The organism is Moorena sp. SIO3E8, from assembly GCF_010692445.1.
Taxonomy (GTDB): domain Bacteria; phylum Cyanobacteriota; class Cyanobacteriia; order Cyanobacteriales; family Coleofasciculaceae; genus Moorena; species Moorena bouillonii.
This window is the reverse complement of sequence record NZ_JAAHHM010000025.1, coordinates 21825-39135: the sequence shown is the minus strand read 5'-3', so window position 1 is coordinate 39135 and position 17311 is coordinate 21825. Positions and strand designations below refer to the sequence as shown.

Below are 17311 nucleotides of genomic sequence, written 5' to 3'. Positions count from 1 at the left end.
TAGTCTCCTTAAGCGTTCGGTTATTTTTTGAGAAGTGCCTTATGAAGTCCGTTTCTTCCCTGTTTCACCTGGTTCCGGCGTGCCCCGCCGTACCGTTGTTTTCTCAAAATGTGTCTTGCTGGGTTCACACACCAATTGTTAGTTGATGATTGGGTTTTTAAGGAGGACTTTCCCTACCCTCCGGGCATTACTACTTTCAGGTCAAACAATTGCGGGTCTCTCTCCCGGTTGTGCCTCGGTTTTTCAGCCTGTACCCTATACTCAGATTATACTATGGCGCTAAAGTTTTATCAACCTTTTGATAAAAGTTTTTTAGGCGACTAAACTCGCTAGTCACTTTCATCCCCGATAATCGCGATGCGGGGCTTTCAGTGTTGAGATTTCTAGTAACTCTCAAGTGTTGATCTCGATTGATCAACCGCGAAGACGACTCGCTTTTCTATACTTATCGATATATTAGCTGCACAGGTATTTGGTGACTCCCCACTGACTCATGCTCCCCTGCTTTTCTGCCGCACGCATCCTTCCCGTCTTTGCCGTTTATTTACTTAACTATACCTTGAGCCTGTGGCAAAATTGAGGTAGGCCCATCTATTCACCATTCCCAGCATGACCGCAAGCACACCCACCCTGGCAACCAAATACGAACCGAAAACCACCGAAGCCAAGTGGCAACAATACTGGGAAGAAAACCAAGTCTTCAAAGCTGACCCCAATCACCAGGGTGAACCCTATTGCGTTGTTATCCCCCCACCTAACGTTACTGGGAAGTTGCACATGGGTCACGCCTTCGAGAGTGCTCTGATCGACACCCTCGTCCGTTACCACCGGATGACAGGACGCAATACCCTGTGGCTACCAGGAACTGACCACGCTAGTATTGCTGTACAAACCATTCTCGATAGACAGCTAGAAGCTGAAGGCAAAACCCGCTATGACTTGGGACGGGAAAAGTTTCTTGAACGGGCTTGGGAGTGGAAGGAAGAATCAGGTGGCACCATCGTTAACCAGCTGAGGCGTTTGGGGGTTTCGGTGGATTGGTCCCGGGAACGGTTCACGATGGATGAAGGCTTATCGAAAGCAGTAATTGAAGCCTTTGTTCAACTCTATGATCAGGGACTGATTTATCGGGGCGAATATATGGTCAACTGGTGTCCAGCCTCGGAGTCCGCTGTCTCAGATTTGGAAGTGGAAAATAAGGAAGTTGATGGGCATTTGTGGCATTTTCGATATCCCCTGACTGATAGCAATGGTTTTGTGGAAGTAGCTACCACTAGACCAGAAACTATGTTGGGAGATACGGCGGTTGCAGTTAATCCTAATGATGAACGCTACCAGGATTTAATTGGTAAAACTGTAACCTTGCCAATTATGGGACGAAAAATTCCGATTATTGCTGATGAGTTGGTTGATCCAGGGTTTGGCACCGGTTGCGTCAAGGTAACTCCAGCCCATGACCCTAATGACTTTCAAATGGGTCAGCGTCATAGTCTGCCATTCATTAACATCATGAATAAGAATGGCACGTTAAATGAAAAGGCTGGCTCTTTCCAAGGACAAGACCGGTTTGAAGCCCGGAAAAATGTGGTGAAGCAGCTGGAAGCAGAAGAGCTATTGGTTAAGGTAGAGGACTACAAACATACGGTACCCTATAGCGATCGCGGAAAGGTTCCTGTTGAACCCCTAATCTCAACGCAATGGTTTGTCAAAATTCGCCCCCTAGCTGACAGAGCCCTAGAGTCTCTTGACCAGCACCATTCACCGGTATTTATCCCGGAACGCTGGACGAAGGTCTACCGAGATTGGCTGGTGAAATTAAAAGACTGGTGTATCTCCCGCCAACTCTGGTGGGGACACCAAATTCCGGCTTGGTATGTGGTGAGTGAAACCAATGGGACAATCACTAGCGAGACTCCGTTTATTGTGGCTCACCATGAAGCAGAGGCTAAGAAGAAAGCAATAGCAAAATTTGGAGAAAATGTCAAGCTAGAGCAAGACTCAGATGTGCTGGATACCTGGTTTTCTTCAGGATTGTGGCCATTCTCGACTATGGGGTGGCCTGAGGAGACCAAGGATTTGAAGACTTACTATCCGACTACCACCCTGGTAACAGGTTTTGACATCATTTTCTTCTGGGTTGCCCGCATGACCATGATGGCAGGACATTTTACGGGTAAAATGCCGTTTAAGAGTGTTTACATCCACGGGCTAGTGCGGGATGAAAACAATAAGAAAATGTCTAAGTCGGCTAACAATGGTATTGACCCGTTAATCCTGATTGACAAGTATGGTACGGATGCCGTGCGCTATACCTTGGTTCGGGAAGTGGCAGGTGCCGGTCAAGATATCCGATTAGAGTATAACCGCAAGACGGATGAGTCAGCTTCTGTAGAAGCATCCCGCAATTTTGCCAATAAACTGTGGAATGCAGCCCGGTTTGTAATGCTAAACCTTGATGGTAAGACTCCTGAAGAATTGGGTCAACCAAAAGTAGAGGCATTGGAATTATGCGATCGCTGGATTCTTTCCCGTTTTCATCAAGTGGTGCGTCAAACTAGGGATTATCTAGATGCTTATGGCTTGGGAGAAGCGGCTAAGGGACTGTATGAGTTCATCTGGGGTGATTTTTGTGATTGGTACATTGAACTGGTCAAATCCAGACTGCGTCAGGATGCCAATTCTCCGTCGCGGGTTGTGGCACAGCAAACTCTAGCTTACGTTTTAGAGGGTATCCTCAAGCTACTCCATCCCTTCATGCCCCATATCACTGAAGAAATCTGGCACACCTTGACCCAAAAATCTGGGCAGGTGTTGGCGCTACAACCTTATCCTATAGAGTACCTAGATGGTGAAACTGGGGAAAAAGAACTACAGACCACGGACAGCGAACTGCTAACCGTTAATAAATTAACGGATAATAAATCCGATTACCCTGATGCCCAATCACCGAGGTCAGGAACATCGTTGTCTAAGGACAAGGAAATCTCTAACCAAACTGTAGCTGTATTGTCTAAACTGCCAGAACTTTCTAAGACGTTGTTCGAGGACTACAAACAACCGATAATCGCAGCAGGGTTGGTTGTGGGAGGAATTATTGCCCTCAATATCCTCACAGCCTTCGTGGGTGCGCTCAATCGCATTTCCTTACTCTCAACTAGCTTAGAACTGATTGGTCTAGGATATGCCATTTGGTTTGTTTCCCGTTATGTGCTCAAGGCTGAGAATCGTCAAGAGTTATCGGAAAAAATTCAATCCATCAAAGCAGAAATTGTTGGTAAAGAAGACACTCAGCAATCCTCGGAATTGAAGAAAATTGAGTCCAACATGGGGATGATTGATGGGAATATCAAACAGGGAGAAGATATTAAAGATATAGAAGATATCAAAGATATAGAAGAGGTGCAGGTTAAAATAGACCATGACCTTTCGTCAATAGGCAATACCCAATCTTCTATATCCCCAAGTTCTCTAATTGACTCAGAACTAGAGCAAAGGTTTGAGCTGCTGATCGGTACAATCCGTACTATCCGCAACCTCCGGGCTGAGGCAGAGATTAAACCAGGGGTGACCGCACCTGTTATTCTGCAAAGCAGCAACAGTGACGAATGTCAAATATTGGAGGCGGGTCTTGCCTATATCAAAGACTTAGGTAAGGTCAATGAATTAACCATCACTCCAGCCTTGGAGAAAGAAGTAAAGAATACCATGGCCGGTGTAGTCGGCACTGTCCAGGTGCTCATTCCCCTAACTGGTGTGGTGGATGTGGATGCTCTACGGGCTAAGTTAGAGAAGAATTTACGTAAAGTAGAGGCGGAAGTCAAATCCTTGTCTGGGCGTCTGGGTAATAAGAACTTTGTGAGTAAAGCTCCAGAAGCTGTGGTTAAGGGTGCTCAAGAGGCTTTAGCTGAGGCTAAAAAGCAAGAGTCTATTTTACGCGATCGCTTAAATAGACTTTAGAAAGATTTCAATCAAACCGGTAATGCTACACCTAGCTCAAGTTCAAGACAATGATGATTTTGGCGGGCTCCAATTGCAACTACTTGCCCGCCAAAACTCTGATCAATTCTGGGAAGTCATTGAGCCAACACCTGTGGCGTTTACTAATTCCCAAACGTTTAAAGAAGGTTGCTTAGTCTTAATCGATCTGGCTGAAACTCAAGAGGTGATCACTATTCAAGCTGCCACCGATTGGGTGTTAGATTTAGTCAAGAAGTATTTAACAGCTGAGGTTAAGTCTACCTTTTTAGAGGAAGAAATGAAACGGGCTGAACAATGGCGGCAAGAGCTAACCTTGAAAAGCCAAGGGTTAGATATCCGCGATTTAGAAGTAGAAGCACGTCGCGAAAAAATTGAAACCTTAGCAGAAAACTTGAAATTGGAGAAGCAACAGCTGGAGCAAAAGGTAGCTCAATTGCAGGCTAAAATTGATGAAGCTGGTAATGAGTAAAGGGAATAGGGAATAGGGAATAGGGAATAGGGAATAGGGAATAGGGAATAGGGAATAGGGAATAGGGAATAGGGAATAGGGAAACAGAGGGAGGTGTGGGTCGAAATTCCTGTTGGAAGTAACCGGGAAACTCAAGAAGTGATTCTTGACACTCCCCGCCCTGGAAGGACGGGGATTCTTGTTTCAACGAGGTGACTTGTTTAACCAGGCCGGAGCCAGGCAAAATAGAGGTCTCCTCTCCACAAGCGTAGTTGGTCTTTGACCTAGGTTTCGGTGTGCCCCACCGTACCTTTTTTTTATATAGATAGATACTTTTTTTATCTAATTTTTTCATAGACGTTCAAGTCGTTAGACCCAATTACGCAATATGTACGCTCTACATATTTTTTACGTTGCCTACTTATGATTAGATAGTATCTCTCTACTTTTAAAGTATATTGTTTATACTTTAATTATACCACATCTATTACAAACTTTCATTGAAAGCCGTCGTTCGCGTAGCGTGGCCAAAGGCCAACGAAGGACGGGGCGCGATTACCCAAAATTTTCGGTAAAGTAATGCGTAGGATAACCCGTTATACCTGTAAAGGATAACGGGGGAGGAGGATACTACGAATGAATTTGACTCAAAATATACCGCAAGCGGTCATAATCATCCTTAAGTAAGACACTCAAGGTTCGTCCGGCTTTAACTAACCAGTCACGGTCAGTCTGACGAAGACGATAAACTTCTCTAATCACAGCTGCGGTCAGGGGGTCTACTGGGGCACCATTGACTTCCAAAAGTGTTCGCAAAAAATCCAACTGTTCACTAAAGTGAATAACCTCTGATGGTTCACACTGGTAGACAGGTTGATGAATTTGCGGTGGACGGGGTGGAAGATACTGATAGACTCGACCGTGATGGTTGCTAAAACCATTAACACCCTCTTCGGAAGACATAAATCCAACGATGGCAGCACGGAACTCAGTTTTGAGCATGGCAAAAATCTGAGGCTGCTGCTCACGTAATTCTGCCAGTGATAATCCTAAAGCTGTTGCTCGATGAACCGAATCAATCGGGCTAGTCGTAGCATAATAAACTACAGCAAAAATTTGATTACCTGACTCATCATCTACAGATTTTACCCAGCTGCCAAAGGGAGGCATGACCGGAAAGCTTAGATCTTCTGGCTCTAAACATTGAGCGAGAAATTCTGTAGTTGCTGTTTCAATCACCTCAGCAAGGTGATGTTCTGAGCGATTGCTGGGGGTAAACTGGGGTAAGGGAAGGCGCATGGTTTAGTGATTAGTCATGATTAGTCATTAGTCATTAGCTATTGATTTAATCTATGCCTTTCCACTAACCCTTTTTACCAATTTTTGGTTTCACCTCTTCGATTTCCGACAGCTGAAACGTTACTAATTTATCCCAGTTACCTCCTTCAAACAGCACAGCTGCTTTACCATCACTAACCCGCTGTACTAGCCCCTCAAAGCGATAATAGGTATCGTCAACATTGATTACGCGAACTATAGAACCTGGAAAAATCATGAATGCCTCAAAACTTAGATTTCCTTTACTAGGATAGGAGCTAATGGACTTATTGTGGGGTATAGGAGCACCCATAACGTCAGCTGTCAGCCGTCAGCTGTCAGCCGTCAGCTATCATGCTTAAAATAAAGATCGTTGGCGTAGCCTGCGCAAACGGGAGAATTTAATAGTTCGAGATTTTACAGAATTGAAAGTCTCCGGATTTGCCCATCTAAGCATTTAGGGGTCAGCCATTAGCTATTGGCCTTTGGCCAAGCGTGCTCATAAGCTGATAGCTGATAGCTGATAGCTGAATACTTACGCTATAACTCATTGAAACTTCAATCGCTGTCGATAATTGGCCACTGCTTGGGCCAACCCTAGGCCAAGAAAGTTGCTTAGTAGGGCTGAACGACCGTAACTGAGTAAAGGTAGAGGAATTCCTGTGATGGGAGCTAAGCCAATAGTCATCCCAATGTTGATCACGGTTTGAAACACAATCATTGAGAGCACGCCAATTGTTACCAGAGAGCCAAAGTTGTCTTTAGCATTCTGAGCAATCAGCACCAAGCGTAGGCACAACCACCACAAGGCTAATAAAATACACAAGCAACCTACAAAGCCTAGTTCTTCACCAATGGCTGAGAAAATGAAGTCAGTATGCTGTTCCGGGATAAAGTGGAGTTGAGTTTGAGTTCCCTGGTTCAGTCCCCTTCCCCAAAGTTGACCAGCACCGATCCCAATCCGAGACTGAATTAGGTGATACCCTCCTCCGAGAGGGTCTAGATCGGGGTTCAAAAAGAGCGTTAATCGGTCTTTTTGATAGTCCTTTAATAGATTCCAGAAGACTTTTCCTAAAGGTCCGACAACTAGGTTAATAACCAGGGTACCCAAGGCTCCTAACCAGCGCCAAGGGAGACTGAGGAAGGCAATCAGTGTGATTACTGTAGCCCAGGTATACCATGCAGGTAAAGATATACTGAAGACAATGGCTGAAACCAGAGGGGAAATCAACACGACCAACCAGGCGGGATTGGCATTTGCCCAGTAAAGCATACTCAAGGTAATTGCCCCAAACACCAAGGATGTTCCCAGATCAGGCTGCCCAAACACTAATGCCCAAGGTACTATAGTTACTGCTAAAGCTGCTATTACCGCTGGAATGCTAGTAGCTGGTCGTTTGTGCAAGATGGCAGCTAGAGTAATAATCAACCCGATCTTGGCAAATTCTGAGGGTTGAACATTAAACCCTCCAATGGTAACCCAACGCTGAGCCCCCTTAGCACTAGCACCGATAATCATTACAGCAATTAAGGACAGATTGGTGATCCCGTAAATTAACCAATGCCATTGGATCAGGGATTGATAGCGCGATCGGGAAATGAATAGAGCGATGAACAATCCAATACTACCAATGAGCAAGTGGGAGAGCCAATAGTCTTCACCATTGTCGATGGCTGCAGAGCGAATCATCACTGCCCCAAAGATGGTTAGCCCCACAGTCAGGAATAACAGTTGCCAGTCTAATTCCTGCCAGGGGGCCCAAAACAGCCGCCAACGAATACTATTTCTAATTTTAAATTTATTAATTTGTACCATCCGTTTGAGGTATGAGCTATAGCAAAGGGAACAGGGAATAGGGAATAGGGAATAGGGAGCAGGGAGTAGGGAGCAGCGAGCAGGGAAGAAAAATTCTCGCAATTTATTTAGGGTCCCTATATTAGCTATGAGCTATTAGGTATTAACCCTGAGAAAATTGTTAATGGTGATTTTCCATTTTCTATTTTTGAGTGGCAAGCCTTTGTTAATTAGACAGGGCAGCAATGGAAACTTTGGCAGCAATCTGAGATGCGATCGCTACCAGTGCTTTAGCGGAGGCTGACTCTGGATTACCAACAGCGATGGGCAATCCTTGATCTCCTCCCTGCCGTAGGGAAATTTCTAGGGGAATACAACCGAGCAAGGGAATACCTAGTTCTTTTGATGTTTTTTCACCTCCTCCAGAGCCAAACAGGTCATACTGACGATCGGGCAAGTCTGGTGGGATAAAGTAACTCATATTTTCTATGATTCCCAACACCGGGACTCCCATTTGCTCGAACATTTTCAACCCTCGGCGGGAGTCTAACAGAGCCACATTTTGGGGTGTTGTCACAATTACGGCTCCTGCCATCGGTACTGCTTGGGCTAAGGTTAGCTGAGCATCCCCAGTGCCTGGTGGCATATCCACAATCAGATAGTCCAATTCACCCCACTCTACCTGATAGAGGAACTGGCGAATAATCCCATTTAACATTGGTCCGCGCCAAATAACTGGCTGGTCTGGATCAATTAGAAATCCCATGGACACTAGCTTGACACCGTGGTTGAAGGCTGGCTCGATCACATCCCCCTGTTTTCCTTTCTGAACCATGACTTTGGCATCAGTTAATCCCAGCATAGCTGGAGCATTGGGACCATAGATATCAGCGTCTAGGAGACCGACTTTAGCCCCCAACTGAGCCAAAGTAACTGCCACATTTACCGCAACAGTACTCTTACCGACTCCCCCCTTACCACTGGAAATGGCTAAAATATTTTTTACGCCCTCAATACCAGTGCGGTCAGGCAAGGATTTTTGCTGAGGTGTTTCAGCGGTGACATCCACCACTACCTCTTCTACTCCTGATAGCTGTTTCACTGCCTTCTGGCAATCCTCTACAATAAATTCCCGCAAGGGACAGGCTGGGGTGGTCAACACTAAGGTAAAACTGACTGTACCGTTGTCAACCTTGACATTGCGGATCATATTTAACTCCACTAAACTCTTCTGGAGTTCAGGGTCTTGTACCGGTCGTAATACGTCTAAAACTGAATTTGTATCAAGCATCACAGATTTGCGGGCATAGCGTTTGTCTTAGCTAAGGCCACGAGGAATGGGGCTACGGTTAGATTGTAGAGCTTTACTAGGCGCAGTGATTCCCAATCAGACTAAGAAAATAGACCATTGAGGCGATCTTTAGCAACTGTCTCGAAATGCATCTGATTATTTTTGTATTTGACTTACAGCCTAACCCTTAAGGGGGGTTAGGGGTAATTCCTACTCCCTGAAAACTGAAAACTATGTACTTAATAAAATCGTAAACCCCGATAAAATCTCATGTCAATCAATACTATAGCGTTAATTTTACTTATCAAGTACATTCAAGTTTATTATCCCTGTCTTGATGCAGTCGGTGATGGGTGAAACCCCTTAATGTCATAGAACCTGTCACTACTCCCTACTCTCTAAAACCCACCGGCTTAAGTACCTCATGGGCTTGATAAATGCTATAGGTGTTGCCTCCCGGTTGATAGTGAATAGCAACTATCGCCGAGGCCAACGTAAAATTTTGTAAAACTACAAATATCACTTATGATAGCTAGATTACAGCGCGTTATAAATCGCAAAAGCACTAAAAAAATTTGTCACTTTCCCAAAGTATGTTATACTACAAGAGGCATAAGTGCTAGGGATAAATATGGGCTTAACGAGAGACCTCTTAAAGGAAGTTGTCTGGTGGAGCTTGGCTCCCAGTCCGGTCTCTGATCACGAGGATTCTGATTATCCTGACCAACCATCCCTAGCCAAAATAAAGCAGTTCGACTTTGGAAAACAATGTCATCACCTGGTTTACCACCCGATGATGACTAAAATTTTGCAACTTTTCCGCACTAGAGGTTTCTCTTGATAGGAATTGGGCTGATATTTCCCTTGTCGCCCTCTCCATCACAAAGATTTAAACAGTTGTCAACAACAAGAGGTATTTATTTTGAAGACAACCATTGCTGAACCCAACAGTGCCAAGACAGTTAATAGTTTTGATGCGATTAAGGAAGCCCACAAGCTTTCTGGAAAGGCTGAAGAGCTGAAGGAATACTACGATCAATGGTCAATGGGTTATGACCAAGATGTTGAGAATGAAGACTATTGTGGCCCGGATTACATTGCTACCTATTTGGATTTGTTACCCAAGCAGGATGGCAAGTTTTTGAATTTACGCAATCTGGAAATCGAATGTTTTTGCGAGCGACTTGATTATACCATGATATGTTAACTGTTGACACAGCTACAAGTGGTGCCCGCAGTCAAGGGGGTAAAACCTATGGGAAAGAAGCTCCGAGATTGGGTGTAGAGCAGATACTTGATGTTTTGGGTGAAGCAATCGCGGTGTATGAATAGTCATCCCCAGAGTTGACAAAGTGTTAATATACCCGAATGCAACTTGCTGATTAGTGAAAGTGAAGAACTAACGGAAAAAATGTTGAAACAACAAATAAATCAATATACTGGCATTAGCGAATATTACGATCTTTTGATGACAGCAGGTTATTATGATTACGAAGCTCAAACCGATTCTCTAGCTCACATATTAAAATCATGTAATTCTGTTCTGGAATTAGGCGTCGGAACCGGATTAGTCGCTGAAAAATTAATTTAAAAATTGCCTGAAATTGATTTTGTGGGAATTGATTTCACTGAAAGTATGTTAATCCAAGCACAAAAACGCCTGCCAAAAAACATTGATTTACGCCATGAAAATGTATTAACCATGGATTTGTGCAAAAAGTTTGATGCAGCTTTTTCCAATGGAGGAATTTGGTATTTTATTGACAAGCATGAAAAAGACTATATTTTTTGTAGCCATTTACCAAAAATACAAAATATTATCAAGAGTTTCCATAATGTAGCAAATCACTTGAACAATCAAGGAAGCTTAATTTTTAGTGTTCAAGGTGTTCATCAAGATTATGAAGAAAGTTTACCCGATGAAATAACTTATAGTCAAAAAATATTCCCACTTCCTTATGATAAGTTTGATAAACACTATAGTTTTCATCGAAATAAAATGCTCTTGGCAAAGCAAACTTGTAAATATCAGCTCTTGCCAGAATCAATGGCTCAAATATTATTGCATGAATGTGGTTTTGAGTTTCAATATATAACTGCATGTAAGCAATATCATGTCTATAAGAAAGTAAGTTAAACAGGCTTAAGCTGTTCAGCATTTAGATTGGGATACCTCAATTAATCTAATCACAGGGAACAGAAAAAAGCGGGTGTGGGAACAGGTAATAACCAATTTAAATGCACATCAGCTTAATAATATCAAAAATAAATTTTGTTTGGATATTGAAAAACATGAATAAAATAGGCTTTATAGGTGTTGGTAACATGGGAAATCCCATGGCACGAAATTTACTTGAAGCAGGTTTTCCTGTGGTTGTCCATGATTTACGTCCGGCATCAGCAGAAAACCTGATAAAAAAAGGAGCAAAATGGGCCGAATCGCCAGAAGTCGTTGCTCATCAAACAGATGCAGTGATTACAATGTTACCCAATCCTGCAGCAGTGGAAAGCGTTCTTTTGGGTGAGAAAGGACTATTGAAAAGTTTAAGTCCCAATTCCACTTGGATTGATTGTACGACCAATTCTCCCACCTCATTCCAACGAATTGCCGAAGAAGCTATTTCTGTGGGGGTTAAGGTACTGGAGGCACCCGTAACCAATGCAGTGGATGGGGCAGAAAGAGGAGAATTAATCTTTTTCGTTGGTGGTGAGCTTGAGGTATTTGAACAAGCCAAACCTATTCTTGAACCGATGGCAGAACAAATTTTTTATGCAGGAGGTTTAGGAACGGGAAATATAACTAAGCTAATTACTAATATGCTCTGGTTTGTCAATGCTTGTGCAATCGGAGAAGCACTTGTTATTGGGGCAAAAGCTGGTATTCCACTTCCTAATTTATCGGAAATGATTCAAGCAAGTGCTGGCAACAGTTGGGTGGCAGAACATGATATTCCATCTATCTTTGCAGGACATTATGATCCATCCTTTACTATTAAACTGTGTGTCAAAGATTTACGGTTGATTGATGAACTTGCTCAAAAATACAATGTCCCTTTAATGATGGGAAATCAAGCCAGAAGTATTTTTCAGTCTGCTCAGGCAAAATATGGTCACGACAAAGGAGAAATGTCTGTGGTTAAACTGTTAGAAGATATTGTAGGAGTATCTTTGCAAATTAATCAAGTAAGTAAGGATTAAGCTTTCAAATATAGATAATAAAGAAGGATGAAAGTGACCCAATTATTGGCGCTTTCATCCAAAGCATAAAATAATAATACGTGAATTAACGACAATGGATAAAATATTAGCTCTGTGGGCAGTGCCACGATCAACGTCTACTGCATTTGAGCGTATGATGCGAGAAAGAGGGGATTTTTCAGTACATGACGAACCTTTTGGGTTATCTTTTTACTACAGTCAAGAGCGTCGTAACACTACCCGTTATCCAGAAGCGGAGTTAAATCCTGAAAATAGTTTTAATTCAATCTTAGCAAAGTTAAAGCAAGAAACTGAAAATAAGCCCGTTTTTATTAAAGACATGGGCTACTATGTTACCCATATAGCTAACCCGGAGTTTTTGTCTAATTTTGAGAATACTTTTTTAATGATAAATCCAGAAAAATCTCTGCCGTCACTTTTTAAAAATTGGCCTGATTTTACCTTAGAAGAAACTGGATATGCTGAACTAAATAGGCTGTTTGAAACAGTGAAGGAAATGAATGGAAAAGTTCCAATATTAATAGATTCAGATGATTTAGTCCAAAAACCTGAAGCAACGGTGAAGGCTTATTGTGAGGCTGTGGGTATCTCTTTTATTAAAGAAGCTCTAGCATGGAAAGCTAAGCCTCAACCTGAAATCAATCAATGGGAAGGTGGATGGCATGATTATACTCAATCTAGTCAGGGATTTAAAGAACGGGAAAAAAAAGATTATGCCAAAATTGAAGACCATGAACATTTAAAGCAAGCTTATGAGTTTTGTTGGCCTTACTACCAAAAGCTCTACGAACAGCGCTTGTGTATAGAATAAAAATTCATAAAAAAATACATCTGAAAACTTTACCAGTAATCTCATTAATAAAATTCAAATACCTCAATGGTTAAAAATTAGGCAACGAAGAACACAAACGCCTCTACAACATCTGCTTAGAGCATGGTTTTTTCTATTTGAAATATCATGGCATTTCTGCCGATTTAGTTCAACAAACCATCGACAGCTCTCGTCACTTTTTCCAGTTGCCAGAGGACATTAAAAAAGCCTACGGCCAAGACAAACAAACCGTTTATCCAAACACGTCTAGAGGCTACGTTCCCCTTTATGGCGAAACCCTCCATGAAGATGTTGGTCCTGATCCCAAAGAACTTTTTGACCTTGGCATAGAACATCCACCTTCAGACAAGCCGTTTACTGGCCCGACCTTGATTCCTGATGATACTGTAGCCCCTGGTTTTGCGGCATCCCACTATCAGCTTCAAGGGGAAATTATGACTAAAATTGTTCCCCACCTTCTTAGGGCACTGGCTGTTGCTTTGAACCTTGACCCGGATTGGTTTGACCCTTATTTTGATGATCCAATCCTGATCCATCGAGCCAATTACTATCCTCCTGAGTATGGCATTGCCGGAAAACACACAGACAACGGTATTTTTACTGTGTTAATCCAAGAATATTTTCCCACTCCTTCTCTGCGGGTTTATACTAAAAATGCCTGGATTGATGCGGTCTGTTTAGAAGATGCTTTTGTGATTAATTTGGGGGATATGTTGCAACTTTGGACAAATGGTTTGTTTGTGAGTACTCCCCACGAAGTGATTCATACACTCTCTAGGAGTCGGATTTCGATTCCTTTCTTTGTTTATCCAGATGTCAACGCAACGTTTGAACCGATCGGAACCGATAAAAAGATAAATGCTACTGACATTATGCTGAAAAACTTTAATTCAATTTGGGTTGAAAAATCAGGGGCAGGTAGGGCTAAAGAATTAAAGTAATCAGGATTTTGTAGATAATAAGTTATGGGGATAATAGCTGACTTGTCGCCCCTTCAGCCTTGGTTGACTGGTTGACCATACCCCCTAAACCCCACTCGCGACACCCAGTCTTCTTTTTCCCCTTCTTGTCCCCTGGTTGAGGGAACCCACGTTTTGCGAACCCACGTTTTGCGATCGCATTAATCTTTACCTCTACAATCCCATCTCAATCCTCAAATACCTCTTTATCTCCTTAAAGGTGCTGCACTTGAGTCAATTTTGATATAACCAAGACACAAAATCCCCCTCACCTTCAAAATCCAACAACCTGAGGAGGTGACAACACGGTCAATTTCTATAGCGCTTCTGATAGTAATTAGGTAAACAGGATTTTTTCCCTCTTGCCTCTTGGCAATAGCCATGCATGCCTCTTGCCTCTTGCCTCTTGCCTATTATCTCCTTCACCCTTTATGGAGAATTAATAGCTAGCAATATTTTTTCAAATTGGTATGGAGTACCTAAATTAATTGTGATAATTTTTGATACCATATTCCCTGTTCCCTACTCCCTACTGCCTACTCCCTACTCCCTGTTTGCTTTGCTATATAAGTTATCGTGGTGATTAAAGACTCGCGAACCAGCGACAGATTGCCATGAGAAAATTTTTGATATTGTGTCTGTTTGTAATAGGGCTGGGTTTTGCCCTGTTTAACTTTAAAGGATTGGCAAATCAGGGGAATTTTGAGTCGATTGTGATCGACTTCCGGGAAGATATCCCAGCTGCTCAACTTAATGAGCAATTGCAAGCGATCGCAAAAGAATACGAGGTTAATCCCCAACTCAATAGTGAATTTTCAGCAGCGGATCACATTTATATCCTAAAGGGAGATAAACAACTGCTGAATACCCTGAAACAATCAGGACTATCCCAAGCAACAGAATATATTGAACCGAACTATACCTATAGTGCTTTCGAGGTTCCCAATGACCCTGACTATGGCAAGCAGTGGAACCTGCGCAGCATTAATGTAGAATCTGCCTGGGATGACACCAAGGGGAGTGGGGTAACAGTAGCAGTGATTGACACCGGGGTCAGCGCAGTCCCGGATTTGAAAGATACTGAATTTGTTGAAGGCTACGACTTTGTCAATGACCGGATTGAAGCATGGGACGATCAAGGTCACGGTACTCACGTAGCCGGTACCATTGCCCAATCTACCAACAATGGTTACGGTGTTGCCGGAATTGCTTACGAAGCTAGCCTGATGCCCCTGAAGGTATTGGCAGCTAATGGTGGTGGTACAGTGGCTGATATTGCGGAAGCGATTCGCTTTGCCGCTGATCATGAGGTAGATGTGATCAACATGAGTTTAGGAGGGGCTGGTGAAAGCAATCTGATGGCAGAGGCAATTGACTATGCCTATCACAAAGGTGTTGTCCTAGTGGCTGCTGCTGGTAACTCTAACCAAAATGCTGCTGCTTATCCTGCCCGCTATCCCCATGTTATTGGTGTTTCTGCCCTTGATTCCGCAGGTCTGAAAGCTCCCTACTCTAACTTTGGTGCTGGGGTAGATATCTCAGCCCCTGGTGGCAGTGAAAATGGTAAGATTTTGCAAGAGACGATTGATGGAGAGACAGGCAGCCCCGTATTTGCTGGCTTCCAAGGCACCAGTATGGCATCGCCTCACGTTGCTGGTGTGGCAGCTTTAATCAAAGCTAGTGGGATTCAAGACCCTGCTGATGTGTTGAATGTACTCAAGCAGTCTACCCGAGCTATAGAAGATGACCCCCTAAACCACTATGGTGCTGGACAATTGGATGCTGGTGCTGCGGTTAAACTGGCTCTGAAAGGACAAATTACCTTCCAAGACTTCTTCCGCTGGTTACGGGATAACGGCTATCTCAATCCTCGCTTTTGGATTGATGGTGGTGTGATCGCCCTCTGGCCGAAGATTGCTATGGTACTAGGTTCCTACCTGCTGGCCTGGTTCTTGCGCAATTATTTTCCCTTTACTTGGAGTTGGTCTCTTGCCACTGGCTTAGTAGCGGGGAGTTCAGGATTATTCTTCCTGAAAGGTTTGTATATCTTTGACTTACCCCAATGGCCCTTCCGAGTCATGGGCAGTTCGATTCCAGAATTGGGTAGCGCTATTGGCAGCAGCAGTTTTCTCAACCCTCTATTTGCCAGTGTTGTGATTCCATTTATATTAATCGCGCTACTGTTAGGACATCCCCAATGGAAGTGGTTAGCGGTTGGTTCAGCTCTCGGTGTAGCCAGTTGCCTAGCCGTGAGTGCTGTGGTTTCACCTGAGCTAATCTGGCTTGGAGGCGGGGTTTTGTCTCGGGTGTTCCTGATTGCCAATGCCTTGCTCTGTTTTGGACTAGCTTATTTAGCAGTTCAAGGGGAGAAACAATCAGCATGACGATCAGCATCACAGGCGTAATTGAGCGCAAAGAGATGGGTTCAGGAGCCTGGGCACTAGTTTCTGACTCAGGGGAAACCTATGAACTCAAAAACAGTCCGCCACAGTTAAAGCAATCGGGATTGAAGGTCACCGTTACAGGAGAGGTGCGAGAGGATGTGATGACCTTTGCCATGATTGGTCCGGTGTTGGAGATCAAGTCCTTTGAGTTACTTGATTGAGGATATTACCTCTTAAAGCAAGACAATCAGGAGGTAAGTATTCACCTATTAGCCTATTTCCCCATCACCCCATAACCCCATGTTCACTAGCTCCCTAGAAGCTATGCTGAAACATTATCTACCTATGGGGTGAAACCCTAAGACTCGGTAATTACCGAGTCTTGTCAAAATCTTTACAAAAACCATAATAAAGCTCAAACAATACACCTAGAGCTTCTCCCTAACACTGACAAACTGGTTAATACCAAGGATTAGGCAGTGTTGACGTAAATTAGCAAAGTTGAGGGTGAGGCTGACTAAAATGCTCTGCAGACAGTGATGACACCCCAAAGGAGTATCTTGGGGAAAATTTCAGATGTTAAGCTAGTTGATAACACGCTTATCATAAGTATCGATCAACCTAACCCTAATCCTTTCTCCTGGAAACCTTACTGATTCAGTACATCCAAGCCTGGGTATGAGTACCAATTCCCAAAGGTGAAATTAGCTGGTTGCCAAAGCAATTTCCCCTGTTTTAAGTGCTTAAGACTGTGTCTTGATGCAGTCGCTCATTGGGGAGGGGCTGCCTGCGGAACCTTCGTCCCCAGCTGTCTTGATGCAGTCGCTCATGGGGGGAACCCCCAAGACCGCTTAGGTGCGTTTGACCCGTAATTAAATTCGCCATGGGTCGCACCTCTGCATCGCTTAATCAGTTGGTGTTTAGAGGAAAAGGAGCAAGCAAACTAATCTATAGAGATGGCTAGATAGAGTTGGTAACACCTTACCACCCAGTAAAAAAAAATCCCCAGCTCACCAAAGTGAACCGGGGGTGTCAATCAGGGTGCATCTACCATTTCACTTTTCCGAGATTGGTGATAGCAATCCGGA

19 protein-coding genes are annotated in these 17311 nt (G+C 43.5%); 13 read left to right on the top strand and 6 right to left on the bottom strand.

The features are described from left to right. Window positions 1-609: 609 nt before the first annotated feature. Window positions 610-3957: a valine--tRNA ligase gene (locus F6K46_RS13620; RefSeq protein ID WP_293054108.1), complete on the top strand. Its 3348-nt coding sequence runs from the start codon at window positions 610-612 to the stop codon at window positions 3955-3957. Window positions 3958-3979: 22 nt separating this feature from the next. Continuing rightward, the gene (locus F6K46_RS13615) at window positions 3980-4447 is read left to right on the top strand and encodes a hypothetical protein (RefSeq protein WP_293054105.1); all 468 of its coding nucleotides are present in this window, start codon (window positions 3980-3982) and stop codon (window positions 4445-4447) included. Here the strand turns inward: F6K46_RS13615 and F6K46_RS13610 are convergent. The 5 genes from F6K46_RS13610 to F6K46_RS13590 form a co-directional block, all read right to left on the bottom strand. After that, window positions 4419-4781 carry a hypothetical protein gene (locus tag F6K46_RS13610; RefSeq protein ID WP_293054102.1) on the bottom strand — a complete coding sequence of 121 codons (363 nt, stop codon included), beginning with the start codon at window positions 4779-4781 and terminating at the stop codon, window positions 4419-4421. The two genes, F6K46_RS13615 and F6K46_RS13610, sit on opposite strands and share 29 nt — an antisense overlap. Window positions 4782-5056: 275 nt before the next feature. Further along, window positions 5057-5725, bottom strand: coding sequence for an HAS-barrel domain-containing protein (locus tag F6K46_RS13605; protein WP_293054099.1), 669 nt, complete (start codon window positions 5723-5725; stop codon window positions 5057-5059). A gap of 64 nt (window positions 5726-5789) precedes the next feature. After that, entirely contained in the window at window positions 5790-5981 is a 192-nt protein-coding gene (locus F6K46_RS13600; protein WP_044493740.1) for an NAD(P)H dehydrogenase subunit NdhS, read from the bottom strand. A 309-nt stretch (window positions 5982-6290) separates the two neighbouring features. Further along, window positions 6291-7559 (bottom strand): rod shape-determining protein RodA, encoded by a 1269-nt coding sequence (gene rodA / locus F6K46_RS13595; protein WP_293054246.1) that lies wholly within the window; start codon window positions 7557-7559, stop codon window positions 6291-6293. A gap of 205 nt (window positions 7560-7764) precedes the next feature. After that, complete coding sequence (locus F6K46_RS13590; protein WP_293054096.1) at window positions 7765-8829, bottom strand: Mrp/NBP35 family ATP-binding protein; 1065 nt, start codon at window positions 8827-8829, stop codon at window positions 7765-7767. A 631-nt stretch (window positions 8830-9460) separates the two neighbouring features. Here F6K46_RS13590 and F6K46_RS13585 point away from each other — a divergent pair. The 11 genes from F6K46_RS13585 (at window position 9461) to F6K46_RS13535 (ending at window position 16444) form a co-directional block, all read left to right on the top strand. Beyond that, complete coding sequence (locus tag F6K46_RS13585; RefSeq protein ID WP_075895927.1) at window positions 9461-9670, top strand: hypothetical protein; 210 nt, start codon at window positions 9461-9463, stop codon at window positions 9668-9670. Window positions 9671-9751: 81 nt separating this feature from the next. After that, window positions 9752-10036: a hypothetical protein gene (locus F6K46_RS13580; protein ID WP_293054091.1), complete on the top strand. Its 285-nt coding sequence runs from the start codon at window positions 9752-9754 to the stop codon at window positions 10034-10036. Next, on the top strand, window positions 10030-10161 hold the full coding sequence (locus tag F6K46_RS13575; RefSeq protein ID WP_293054088.1) for a hypothetical protein: 132 nt from the start codon (window positions 10030-10032) through the stop codon (window positions 10159-10161). The genes F6K46_RS13580 and F6K46_RS13575 overlap by 7 nt, the downstream gene beginning before the upstream one ends. A gap of 43 nt (window positions 10162-10204) precedes the next feature. Next, window positions 10205-10420, top strand: coding sequence for a hypothetical protein (locus tag F6K46_RS13570; protein ID WP_293054085.1), 216 nt, complete (start codon window positions 10205-10207; stop codon window positions 10418-10420). A gap of 3 nt (window positions 10421-10423) precedes the next feature. Then, window positions 10424-10966, top strand: coding sequence for a class I SAM-dependent methyltransferase (locus F6K46_RS13565; protein ID WP_293054082.1), 543 nt, complete (start codon window positions 10424-10426; stop codon window positions 10964-10966). Window positions 10967-11067: 101 nt separating this feature from the next. Next, window positions 11068-12027: an NAD(P)-dependent oxidoreductase gene (locus tag F6K46_RS13560; RefSeq protein ID WP_293054079.1), complete on the top strand. Its 960-nt coding sequence runs from the start codon at window positions 11068-11070 to the stop codon at window positions 12025-12027. A gap of 94 nt (window positions 12028-12121) precedes the next feature. Then, window positions 12122-12859, top strand: coding sequence for a sulfotransferase family protein (locus F6K46_RS13555; protein ID WP_293054076.1), 738 nt, complete (start codon window positions 12122-12124; stop codon window positions 12857-12859). Between the two features lie 137 nt (window positions 12860-12996). After that, window positions 12997-13821 (top strand): 2OG-Fe(II) oxygenase family protein, encoded by an 825-nt coding sequence (locus F6K46_RS13550; protein ID WP_293054073.1) that lies wholly within the window; start codon window positions 12997-12999, stop codon window positions 13819-13821. A gap of 403 nt (window positions 13822-14224) precedes the next feature. Continuing rightward, complete coding sequence (locus F6K46_RS13545; RefSeq protein WP_293054070.1) at window positions 14225-14422, top strand: hypothetical protein; 198 nt, start codon at window positions 14225-14227, stop codon at window positions 14420-14422. A gap of 31 nt (window positions 14423-14453) precedes the next feature. Beyond that, a complete protein-coding gene (locus tag F6K46_RS13540) occupies window positions 14454-16223 on the top strand; it encodes a S8 family peptidase (RefSeq protein WP_293054067.1) in 1770 nt (589 codons plus the stop codon). Then, window positions 16220-16444, top strand: a complete 225-nt coding sequence (locus F6K46_RS13535; RefSeq protein WP_293054064.1) for a hypothetical protein — start codon at window positions 16220-16222, stop codon at window positions 16442-16444. The genes F6K46_RS13540 and F6K46_RS13535 overlap by 4 nt, the downstream gene beginning before the upstream one ends. Window positions 16445-16958: 514 nt before the next feature. Here the strand turns inward: F6K46_RS13535 and F6K46_RS13530 are convergent. Beyond that, on the bottom strand, window positions 16959-17108 hold the full coding sequence (locus F6K46_RS13530) for a hypothetical protein (protein WP_293054061.1): 150 nt from the start codon (window positions 17106-17108) through the stop codon (window positions 16959-16961). Window positions 17109-17311 lie beyond the last annotated feature (203 nt).

Excerpts from the sequence above, each read along its gene's own strand:
- F6K46_RS13590 (WP_293054096.1), bottom strand. The coding sequence starts at position 8,829 with ATGCTTGATACAAATTCAGTTTTAGACGTATTACGACCGGTACAAGAC.
- F6K46_RS13540 (WP_293054067.1), top strand. The coding sequence starts at position 14,454 with ATGAGAAAATTTTTGATATTGTGTCTGTTTGTAATAGGGCTGGGTTTT.
- F6K46_RS13620 (WP_293054108.1), top strand. The coding sequence starts at position 610 with ATGACCGCAAGCACACCCACCCTGGCAACCAAATACGAACCGAAAACC.
- F6K46_RS13545 (WP_293054070.1), top strand. The coding sequence starts at position 14,225 with ATGCCTCTTGCCTCTTGCCTCTTGCCTATTATCTCCTTCACCCTTTAT.
- F6K46_RS13530 (WP_293054061.1), bottom strand. The coding sequence starts at position 17,108 with ATGGCGAATTTAATTACGGGTCAAACGCACCTAAGCGGTCTTGGGGGT.
- F6K46_RS13555 (WP_293054076.1), top strand. The coding sequence starts at position 12,122 with ATGGATAAAATATTAGCTCTGTGGGCAGTGCCACGATCAACGTCTACT.
- F6K46_RS13585 (WP_075895927.1), top strand. The coding sequence starts at position 9,461 with ATGGGCTTAACGAGAGACCTCTTAAAGGAAGTTGTCTGGTGGAGCTTG.
- F6K46_RS13605 (WP_293054099.1), bottom strand. The coding sequence starts at position 5,725 with ATGCGCCTTCCCTTACCCCAGTTTACCCCCAGCAATCGCTCAGAACAT.
- F6K46_RS13615 (WP_293054105.1), top strand. The coding sequence starts at position 3,980 with ATGCTACACCTAGCTCAAGTTCAAGACAATGATGATTTTGGCGGGCTC.
- F6K46_RS13560 (WP_293054079.1), top strand. The coding sequence starts at position 11,068 with ATGCACATCAGCTTAATAATATCAAAAATAAATTTTGTTTGGATATTG.
- F6K46_RS13610 (WP_293054102.1), bottom strand. The coding sequence starts at position 4,781 with ATGAAAAAATTAGATAAAAAAAGTATCTATCTATATAAAAAAAAGGTA.
- rodA (WP_293054246.1), bottom strand. The coding sequence starts at position 7,559 with ATGGTACAAATTAATAAATTTAAAATTAGAAATAGTATTCGTTGGCGG.
- F6K46_RS13600 (WP_044493740.1), bottom strand. The coding sequence starts at position 5,981 with ATGATTTTTCCAGGTTCTATAGTTCGCGTAATCAATGTTGACGATACC.
- F6K46_RS13535 (WP_293054064.1), top strand. The coding sequence starts at position 16,220 with ATGACGATCAGCATCACAGGCGTAATTGAGCGCAAAGAGATGGGTTCA.
- F6K46_RS13575 (WP_293054088.1), top strand. The coding sequence starts at position 10,030 with ATGTTAACTGTTGACACAGCTACAAGTGGTGCCCGCAGTCAAGGGGGT.